Origin of the sequence: Chryseobacterium sp. RR2-3-20 (assembly GCF_017808115.1) — a bacterium.
GTDB classification, from domain to species: Bacteria; Bacteroidota; Bacteroidia; order Flavobacteriales; family Weeksellaceae; genus Chryseobacterium; species Chryseobacterium oryzae.
Genome location: NZ_JADQBD010000087.1, coordinates 1 through 9,687, shown reverse-complemented (window position 1 = coordinate 9,687; position 9,687 = coordinate 1). Strand labels below are relative to the sequence as shown.

Genomic DNA, 9,687 nt, shown 5'->3' with positions numbered 1-9,687 from the left:
ATCTACAAGCTAAATCGAAGATATTTTGGAGATAGCCTCTTTGAAAGGCTTATTATTGCTAACATTACAGGGTTATGATTAAAAACGGATAATCAAAATAATTTTTATTAATTTTATGGAAAACTAAAATCATGAAAGATAAATTTCAGACAGGTGCTATAAAAGCGCATCAGCTTACGGAGGTATGGAATGATTATCCGGAAATCCTTCAAAATAAAAAAATTAAACTTCCAGTTCCCAAGATTGAAGATTTTATCGGAGGTATGTTTGCTCCGGGAGAATTTTATTACTACACCATCAACTTTCACGACAGCAGTATAAGTGGTGTGCATCAAAATATTTTAAAAATACATAGGTTAGATAATATTCCGCATAATCTAAAAGATATTATAGACCTTATTCATCCGGAAGATTTAGAGTTTGTAATGAAAGCAGAGAGAATGGCTATTGAGAAAATGTATGAAATAGGATGGGAAAATCAAAAAGAATTAAAATCTAGCTACTGTTTTAGAATGGATACAGGAAATGGCAGTTATGAAATGTTTCACCATCAAGCGATTCATACTTATAGAGACGAAAGAGGAAATTTACTTCAGGCAATTAACATTCATTCTAATGTTCAACATCTTATTAAAGAAAACCCGTACACAGTTATAATTTCAGGGATAGGCAGCCGAAGTGATTTTCACCAAATGTATTATGATGAAAAAGGAAAAATAAAAATAGATTTTTCTCTTACTAAACGAGAAATACAGATACTTTCTTCTCTAGTAGAAGGTTTGTCGGCAAAAGAAATTGCAGAAAAGCAAAATATCTCTTACCATACAGTAACTACTCATCGCAAAAATATTCTCAGAAAAATGAATTGTAATAAAGTTTCAGAATTGGTTAAGAGAGCAATAGAATATGGTATCGTTTAAAGCAAAAAAAGTCTTCCGAAATTCGGAAGACTTTTAAAATATGGTAAAATCAAAAAATTACTTAGCGAATTTTTTGTATTTGTTCATGAATTTATCTACTCTACCTGCAGTATCAACTAATTTAGTTTTTCCTGTGTAGAAAGGGTGAGAAGTAGAAGAGATTTCCATTTTAATTAATGGATACTCGGTTCCTTCAAACTCGATAGTATCTTTTGTATCTGCTGTAGACTTGCAAAGAAACATTTCGTCGTTACTCATATCTTTGAAAACAACAAGTCTATAATTTTCTGGGTGAATTCCGTTTTTCATGTGTAAACTTTTATAATTTTAAAAAAATTAAACTTTGCTTTCGAAATAGTAATGGATATTTCTCTGCTAAATTTTAGGTTGCAAAAATACAAATATTTTTATTATTTGCAAATAGTATGCAGAGAAATTTTTAATAACAACAATATTGAAGTATTTTCGTTAAATTTGAAACGTATATAAATTAATTTCCGAAGACTTTTATACGCTTGAATTTAGATTTTTCAATTTTGTTGATGAATTTTAGAGCATAAAAGAATTTAAAAAAGAAATAATAATTGGCTATGAAACTTAAATCATTACTGTTTTTCTCTTCTTTAATTTTGCTGTTCACGATTTCCTGCAATCAGGATGATATCAGTTTTGATTCTCCTTCTAGAGAGTTAAGATTTTCCAGAGATACGGTTTTCTGCGATACCGTTTATCAGCAGATAAGATCCGAAACGTATGCCGTAAAAGTTTTTAATAATGAAGATAAAGATGTAATGATTCCCAGAATTCATTTAGAAAAAGGAGCATCTTCTTTATACAGAATTAATGTAGACGGAAAACCTGGCTACGATTTTCAAAATGTACCTTTAAGAAAAAAAGACAGTCTTTATATTTTTGTGGAAATTGCTCCGCAGGCTTCCGGACCCGAAGCAATCGCGGAAGACAGAGTTTTATTTACAACAGGAGCGGCACAGCAACATGTAACTTTGTTTTCAGTAGTTCAGGATGCCGAATTTTTCATTCAAACTCCTACCAATCCCAATGTAATAAGCAATAATACTACTTGGACAAATAATAAAGCCAAAATCATTTATGGAAATCTTACCATAAATCCTAATGTAAGCTTAGATATAGAAGAAGGTACAAAAGTTTATTTCCACAAAAACAGCGGAATGAAGGTTTCAGCCGGAGCATATCTTAATATTAACGGTACTTTAAATAAAGAGGTTGTATTACGCGGGGATCGAAATGATACTTATTATGACACCATTCCAAGAAACTGGAATTCTATTAAAATGGCAGAAGGTTCTACACTAAACATGAATCATGCAAGATTATTTGGTGGAAAAAGAGGTTTAGATATGAAACAGGTAACCGCCAATATCAGTAATTCATTCATTCATACTTTTCAGGAATATGGGATTTATGCAATTCGTTCCAATATTAATGCCTCAAATTTGGTAATGAATAACTGTGGAGAGTCTTGCGTTGGAATTTATAAAGGTGGAATGTATGATTTTACACATTCTACGATTGTAAATTATTCTCAAATAATGAATCAGTTCCCAAGAAATGCATTATTTGTAACCAATGAATATAAAAATGAAAGCGGACAGACAGAATTGGGTTCACTTCATCTGAATCTTAAAAACAGTATTTTTTATTCGGACAGAGATAATTCGGTAACATTTGAACAGGTTCCTGGGCAGTTATTTAATTTTACCATTCAGAACAGTTTATTGAAATATTCCGGTATTAGTGCTGCAGGTTTTAATTTTGATAGCAGTATGGATGTAATTCAAAGTTATAAAAATCAGGATCCTAAGTTTATAAATTATTTTACCGCTAAAATGAATTTACGAGTAAAAGCAGATTCTCCAGCAAGAAATAAAGGAGATCTGGCTGTAGCTAATTCTGTTCCTACTGATATTGTTGGAGTGTCCAGAACTTCTAATCCTACATTGGGTGCATATCAGTAAAACAGTTAATTTTTTATAAATTCTTAAGAGCTATTTTTTACGGTTTTTTTTGAAAATGTTTCAGCAATATTTTTTAATATGGAAATAAAAAATCTCCAACATCAAGTAGATGAATGGATAAAAACCATTGGCGTCCGTTACTTTAATGAACTTACCAATATGGCAATGTTAACTGAGGAAGTGGGCGAAGTGGCGAGAATTATTGCAAGAAGATATGGTGAACAAAGCGAAAAAGAAAGCGATAAAACTAAAGATTTAGGAGAAGAATTGGCAGATGTGCTTTTTGTAACCTTATGTTTAGCCAACCAAACCGGAGTTGATTTGCAGGAAGCATTCGATAAAAAGATGAAAATTAAAACAGACCGCGATAAAGACAGGCATCAAAACAATGAAAAATTAAAATAATGAAGAAATCTCTCTATTTGCTTATTCTATCCATAATTTCCTTATCTCTCACGGCGCAGGATTCGCAGGTTTATGTTCCGTTCAGAATAGGCGATAAATTTGGTGTTTCAGACGAAAACGGCAAAATGATTATTCCGGCTAATTACGATGAAATTTCTGTAGGATATAATAATGATTTTACCGTCAGAAAAGAGAATAAAGCTTCTTATATTCTGAACAACAAAATTATTATAAAAGACGGCGATTATACTTATTTTGATAATCAGGAAGATTTTGTAATTGGGGTTCTTGTAAAAAACAGCAAGGATTTTATGTATTCTAATGGAAGTTCGGATTATCTCTCAGAAAATTTATACAACAAAAGCGGAGAACCTCTTTTAGGAAAAAGTTATAACAACATTATTGTAATAGATGGCAGAAAAAACGAAAAGCCCGCACTTACAGGAACAGCGTTGCTTTTGCTATACTCCACGCAGAACCGGTATTCTTTACATTTGTTTGATAAAAAACAAAAAAAAATCATTAAAACCTTTTTTGAAAACTCTTATGAAGTAGATACCAATTACGATAAATTTCCACAATCGTTTTCAATTATTTACCAGGATCTAAACCGATCTGAAAAAAATCTTACCCTAAATTTTAATAACGGCAAAATAGAATCTGAAAAGAGAGAACCTATAAAAGTTGTAAAAGATTATTATTCTGACCGTTCCTTGAGCAGTCCCACTTATTCTATGCCACCACCCGCAATGGAAGGGATAAAAATGCCGCCTGCGGGCAAACCGTCTATTCCTGAGAATGCTTTGGAAAAGATTGGGTATGCAGATTCTTTTTACCGATATATAGAGCCCGACAGAAGTGAAAAATTAACCATAACATACAAAGATGCCACCTTTGATTATGGATATTTGAAGAAAGAAAACGGGAAAATAGGTTATTTTCTTGTGAGAGATAACAAATGGCTTGTTCCTCCAAAATATGACGAAATTTTTTCAGCGGATGGGCATGCCATTTACGAATCTGGTTTTGTAGTGAGAACAGGAGATAATTATCAGTTTTTTGTTGCGAGCAATAAAAATCTGGAGTTTATTACTTCAGAATTTAAGGATTTTCCTTTGTTTTTCAGAAGAGATTATGGGAGAAAAGGGTTTCATCTCTTTAAACTTTATGACAAAGACAAGAATTTTATAGGTTACGCAAATAAAGACGGCAAAATTTATTACAAGAAATGATCATCACAAAATCTAAATTAATTTCAGGAAGAAACATACAAATAAGCGGTTCGAAAAGCATTTCGAATCGTTTGTTGATTTTAGAAAAATTGTTTAAAAATATAGAAATTGGTAATCTGTCTAATTCTCAGGATACTCAATTGTTACAAAGGGCTTTGTCTGAAAACAGCGAAGTGGTCGATATTCATCATGCAGGAACGGCAATGCGTTTTCTTACCTCCTATTATTCTATTCAGGAAGGAAAAACCACCATTCTTACCGGATCAAAAAGGATGAAAGAAAGACCGATTAAGAATTTGGTAACGGCTTTACAAAATCTTGGTGTTGAAATAGAATATTTAGAAAATGAAGGTTTTCCGCCATTGAAAATTATAGGAAAGTCTATTACAGAGACAACAGTGGATGTTCCGGCAAATATTTCAAGCCAGTTTATTACCTCTTTACTGTTAATTGCAGGAAAATTAGAGAAAGGTTTAGAAATAAATCTTATCGGTGAAGTTACTTCCAGGTCTTATATTGAAATGACGCTCAGTATTTTAACTTATTTCGGAATTGAAAATACTTTTGAAGGAAATTCGATTAAAGTTGAACCATTTATCAACCATCCATCATCCATCATCAATTATGAAATAGAAAGCGACTGGAGTTCTGCGTCGTATTTTTACTCATTTGCGGCGATTGGAAGAGAAACAATTCATTTGAAAAGTTTTTACAAAAATTCTACTCAGGGAGATGCTGCAATTGCGAAAATTTACGAAGATTTCTTCGGAATAAAAACGATTTTCAATGAAGATGAACATCAAGTTACTCTTCAGCCCATAGAAAACTTTCAGTTTCCTGAAAAGATTATTTTGGATATGAATAATTGTCCTGACATTGCTCAGACGCTTTGTGTAACGGCGGTTGCCTTAAAAATTCCATTTGAAATTTCAGGTTTGGGAACGTTAAGAGTGAAGGAAACAGACCGACTTTCAGCTTTAAATATAGAATTGAAAAAACTGGGTTGCGAAACCGAAATTACGGAATCAACCATCAAATCAGTTAATTTTACAGAGCCGGAAGATAATATTTCTATTAAAACATATCAGGATCACAGAATGGCAATGAGTTTTGCACCTTTTTGTCTGCTCAAAGAGTTGAATATTGAAGACGAAAATGTGGTAGAAAAATCTTATCCGATGTTTTGGGAAGATTTGGATAAAATCCTTGTTAAGGAATGATATATTTTGTTTCATATCCGTTACCTATTAAATCGCTATTTTTATAAACTAAAAAAATAGACTAAAAATAAAATGTCAAAAACCATTATTATTACAGGAACTTCTTCCGGAATTGGTTTCGTGTTAGCAGAATATTTCGGGAAGAAAGGTCATAAAGTGTACGGTTTAAGCCGAAAACTAACTGAAAGTAAGTATTTCAAGTCTATCCCAACGGATGTTACCGATAATGAAGCGGTACAAAATGCGATTGTAGAAGTTTTAAAAACAGAAACAAAAATTGATGTGCTCATCAATAATGCTGGAATGGGTATGGTAGGTGCCGTAGAAGATTCTTCCAAAGAAGATATTCTAAAATTATTCAATCTGAATCTTGTGGGTGCGGTGCAAATGATGAGTGCTGTAATGCCGAAAATGCGTGAAAATAAGTTTGGACAGATTATCAACGTTTCCAGCATCGGAAGTGAGATGGGGCTGCCTTTTCGTGGGTTTTATTCTGCTTCCAAATCTGCTTTGGATAAAGTGACGGAAGCGATGAGATACGAAGTTTACCCTTGGAATATTGAGGTTTGTTCGCTGCATCTTGGCGATATTAAAACCAATATTGCAGAAAACAGAGTTCGTACAGAAGTTTCAGAACCTTACAAAAATGTTTTCGATAAAGTGTATGCTTTGATGAATTCTCATGTTGGGGACGGAACAGAACCTTTGGAAGTTGCTGAATATGTTGAAGGTCTTTTAAACAAAAAGAAATGGAAAGCACATTATTATTTCGGGAAATTCGGGCAAAAAATTGGCGTTCCTTTGAAATGGATTCTTCCGCAGGGAACATACGAGAATTTAATGAAGAAATACAATAAACTTGATTAAATCCGGTTAAATAATGGTATGATGCAAGTAGCTAAATATTTGTTTTTATTGCTTCCTTTTCTGTTCTGTGCTCAGAATGGCAAACTTATTCCGGTGAAAGTTGGAAGTAAATGGGGATTTATGGATGCTAAAAACACATTAATAATCCCAGCAAAATATGATAGAGCAAATCCTTTTGCGGAGTATGAACGGTATGATAAAACAGAGCGAAAAGTAAAAAAATAACTCTCGCAAAAGTTTTCGAAGACAGGAAAATGAAATGTATTCTTACAGACAATACCGAATTACCGTGCGACAATCTTTCGAGAGCCAGTGAAAATTCATCTTCGGATATTTTAACAGAATCTGAAAGTAAAATTCGTCAGGCGGAAATGATGCAAAGAGAAAAGGATGAAAAAATAATTGATGATTTCAAAAAACAGAATATTGGTAAGTTTGATGATGTTAAAATAGCAGCTAAAAATCCATTATTGTTCAGAATTACAAAAAATAAGAAATACGGAATTACTGATGAAAAAGGAACAGTTATTATTCCTGCAGATTTCGAAATAATAGAAACTAAAAGCTTCAGCAATTCACAAGGGAAGCACCAGGCGTATTTTATAGGAAAATCTTTAGATCCCAAAACCTCCAATTTGTATTTTTCTGATCGCGGAAAGAAATTTGCAGAAAATTTCATGCCTTATTTTCCCGTTCATCCATCAGGAAATTTAATTAAAATACAAGACAGTAAAGGGAAATACAGAATTTACAACTTTCAGCAAAAAAAATACATTAATAAAAATTATTACGACAAATTAGATTCTTTCTACGATAATGGTTTACTATTAGCAGAGCGAAACGGAACGGAATTCTATATTGATGAAACAGGAAAAGAATATGTTTATCGCTAAATTTTTACCTATAAAAATCTTTTCATTTTGCATGGTAGTAATGCTTTGCTGCTGTACTTTTTTCAAGGCACAGAAAAAGCAGTATTTTCTTATAGATACCGAAACCAAAGTAAAAAAGAAAGTGAAAGATTCTCTTTCTGCGGCAAAGTTTCTGGATTCCCTGGCTCAAAGCAATTATTTTTTCACAGAGCTGAAAGATGTAAAATTAAAAGGCGACAGTACATTGATTTATTATGATAAAGGGAAAAATTTTAACGAATCGTATGTTTCACTTTCAGATTCTATTGTTCATCAATTAAAGCTTGAAAAAGAGTTTTTTACTAAAAATTTAGATTCAGTAAAACAGAATATCAGTAAAAAATATATAAATGATGGTTTTGCATTCAGCAGAATTAAATCTAAATTCAAAGGACAGAAAAAGGGGTATCCTGTTGTAGAACTCGAAATCAATAAAAATAATAAACGTACTATAGATGGCTTTGTGGTAAAAGGGTATACTAAAGTTCCGAAACGTTTTATAAAAAATCTGGATAAAGACTTTAAAGGAAAAACCTACGACGAAAAAAACCTTATTGCTATTAATAAAAATTTCTTAAGTCATCCTTTTATCAGTTTAGAAAGGCAGCCCCAGACTCTCTTTACAAAAGATTCTACACAGATTTATCTGTTTATGGAAAAGAAGAAAACCAACAGTTTTGATGGCGTTATCGGTTTTGGAAACGATAAAAAAGACAAATTCACTTTAAATGGTACTCTTAATGTGAATTTCAAAAATATGTTCAACGGTTTCGAAACACTAAACTTATATTGGCAGAGAAACCCGGATAAAGGTCAGACTTTCGATTTACAGAGTGACATTCCTTATCTTTTCAGTTCAAATGTTGGTTTGAATATGAAAGTGAATATTTTCCGACAAGATTCTACATTTGCCAATGTAAAGGCTTTGCCTGCTTTTTATTATCATATCAACAACCGTCAGAGAATAGGCTTTAGAGGTACATTCGAATCTTCTACAATTATCGACAGTCTGTATACCCAAGGTAAAGACTACAACAAAAAAGGGATTGGGATTTTCTTCGATATGACCGAACCTTCAGATATAGATTTGTTTTTATATAAATCTAAACTGAATGTAGGATACGATTTTCTGTCAACAAAATATACGTTGGAAAATATAGATTCTAAACAAAATCAGTTCTATTTTTTTGGAGAATATAACTATAACATCAAGGGCAATCATTTCCTCAACATAAAAGGCGAAGGTGCAATGATGGATTCAAAAATAGATTTTTCTGCCAATGAGCTATACCGCTTTGGAGGATGGAATTCGTTACGCGGTTTTAATGAAAACTCACTTGCCGCAGATTTCTTTTATTACGCTGGACTGGAATACCGATATCTCATAGGAAATCAGGCATTTTTTGACGTGTTTGGACAGTACGGTCAGCTTAACAACAAATCCCTAAATGTAAAACCCAAATTGTACAGCGTAGGTCTTGGTTTTAACTTTTTTATTCCTATAGGATTAATGAGTTTTCAGCTTTCTAATGGGAACGAATTCGGTAATCCATTCAAATTTAATGATATAAAAATTCACTGGGGAATATTAAGTCGCTTCTGATTTTCAGATCTTTTTAGGGAGCTTTTACTTTGTGTAGTACATCATTCCATTTTAAGCTTAAATAGGTAAATTATGGGCTTAAAATGTAGCAATTATTATACATTATGAAACCAAATATAAGCATAGTGTTTATGATGGGGTTAAATGAATAATTACCGTGGATTAATATTCTTAACTCCTATTAAATATCTTACTTACCAGAATTTTTATGATAAGAACATTTAAACAATCATTTACCACAGTATTATGAAAAAAACATATTGTTTAAACTGATTAAAACGAAATAAGTATGGAGATATTTTTTTGAGTTGGAATTAACATTAAACCAATCAAAGATATAATTGCCAATTCAATATATTTCAGTGTTTATTGAATGCGTTTAAGAGCATCTTTTAGGATTTGGATTGATATTAGGATTGGATTTAGATTTTAATTAAGGTAATGTGGTCAAAAATAGTTGGTGTTTTTGTCAAAAATAATTCGTAATATTTTGCGGTTGATTGGAAGAGGAAGTGAGCAATGCTGAGGAGCA

General features: G+C 32.1%; 10 protein-coding genes. 9 read left to right on the top strand and 1 reads right to left on the bottom strand.

Going from position 1 to position 9,687, the window contains the following annotated elements; translation table 11 throughout:
• The first annotated feature begins 131 nt into the window (after positions 1-131).
• Complete coding sequence (locus IV513_RS14045; protein ID WP_209391186.1) at positions 132-920, top strand: LuxR C-terminal-related transcriptional regulator; 789 nt, start codon at positions 132-134, stop codon at positions 918-920.
• Between the two features lie 57 nt (positions 921-977).
• On the opposite strand, the gene IV513_RS14040 is transcribed toward IV513_RS14045, so the two are convergent.
• Positions 978-1,229, bottom strand: a complete 252-nt coding sequence (locus IV513_RS14040; protein ID WP_209391185.1) for a type B 50S ribosomal protein L31 — start codon at positions 1,227-1,229, stop codon at positions 978-980.
• 281 nt (positions 1,230-1,510) lie between these two features.
• On the opposite strand from IV513_RS14040, the gene IV513_RS14035 reads away from it, so the two are divergent.
• The 8 genes from IV513_RS14035 (at position 1,511) to IV513_RS14000 (ending at position 9,155) form a co-directional block, all read left to right on the top strand.
• Positions 1,511-2,917, top strand: coding sequence for a hypothetical protein (locus IV513_RS14035; RefSeq protein ID WP_209391184.1), 1,407 nt, complete (start codon positions 1,511-1,513; stop codon positions 2,915-2,917).
• A 78-nt stretch (positions 2,918-2,995) separates the two neighbouring features.
• Entirely contained in the window at positions 2,996-3,322 is a 327-nt protein-coding gene (locus IV513_RS14030) for a nucleotide pyrophosphohydrolase (RefSeq protein ID WP_209391183.1), read from the top strand.
• Positions 3,322-4,554 carry a WG repeat-containing protein gene (locus tag IV513_RS14025; protein WP_209391182.1) on the top strand — a complete coding sequence of 411 codons (1,233 nt, stop codon included), beginning with the start codon at positions 3,322-3,324 and terminating at the stop codon, positions 4,552-4,554. Before IV513_RS14030 ends, IV513_RS14025 begins: the two co-directional genes overlap by 1 nt.
• Complete coding sequence (locus tag IV513_RS14020; protein WP_209391181.1) at positions 4,551-5,774, top strand: 3-phosphoshikimate 1-carboxyvinyltransferase; 1,224 nt, start codon at positions 4,551-4,553, stop codon at positions 5,772-5,774. Before IV513_RS14025 ends, IV513_RS14020 begins: the two co-directional genes overlap by 4 nt.
• Before the next feature lie 72 nt (positions 5,775-5,846).
• A complete protein-coding gene (locus tag IV513_RS14015; protein WP_209391180.1) occupies positions 5,847-6,641 on the top strand; it encodes an SDR family oxidoreductase in 795 nt (264 codons plus the stop codon).
• An 18-nt stretch (positions 6,642-6,659) separates the two neighbouring features.
• Positions 6,660-6,866 (top strand): WG repeat-containing protein, encoded by a 207-nt coding sequence (locus tag IV513_RS14010; RefSeq protein ID WP_209391179.1) that lies wholly within the window; start codon positions 6,660-6,662, stop codon positions 6,864-6,866.
• 29 nt (positions 6,867-6,895) lie between these two features.
• Positions 6,896-7,534, top strand: a complete 639-nt coding sequence (locus IV513_RS14005; protein WP_209391178.1) for a hypothetical protein — start codon at positions 6,896-6,898, stop codon at positions 7,532-7,534.
• On the top strand, positions 7,503-9,155 hold the full coding sequence (locus IV513_RS14000; protein ID WP_245168956.1) for a hypothetical protein: 1,653 nt from the start codon (positions 7,503-7,505) through the stop codon (positions 9,153-9,155). The genes IV513_RS14005 and IV513_RS14000 overlap by 32 nt, the downstream gene beginning before the upstream one ends.
• Positions 9,156-9,687 lie beyond the last annotated feature (532 nt).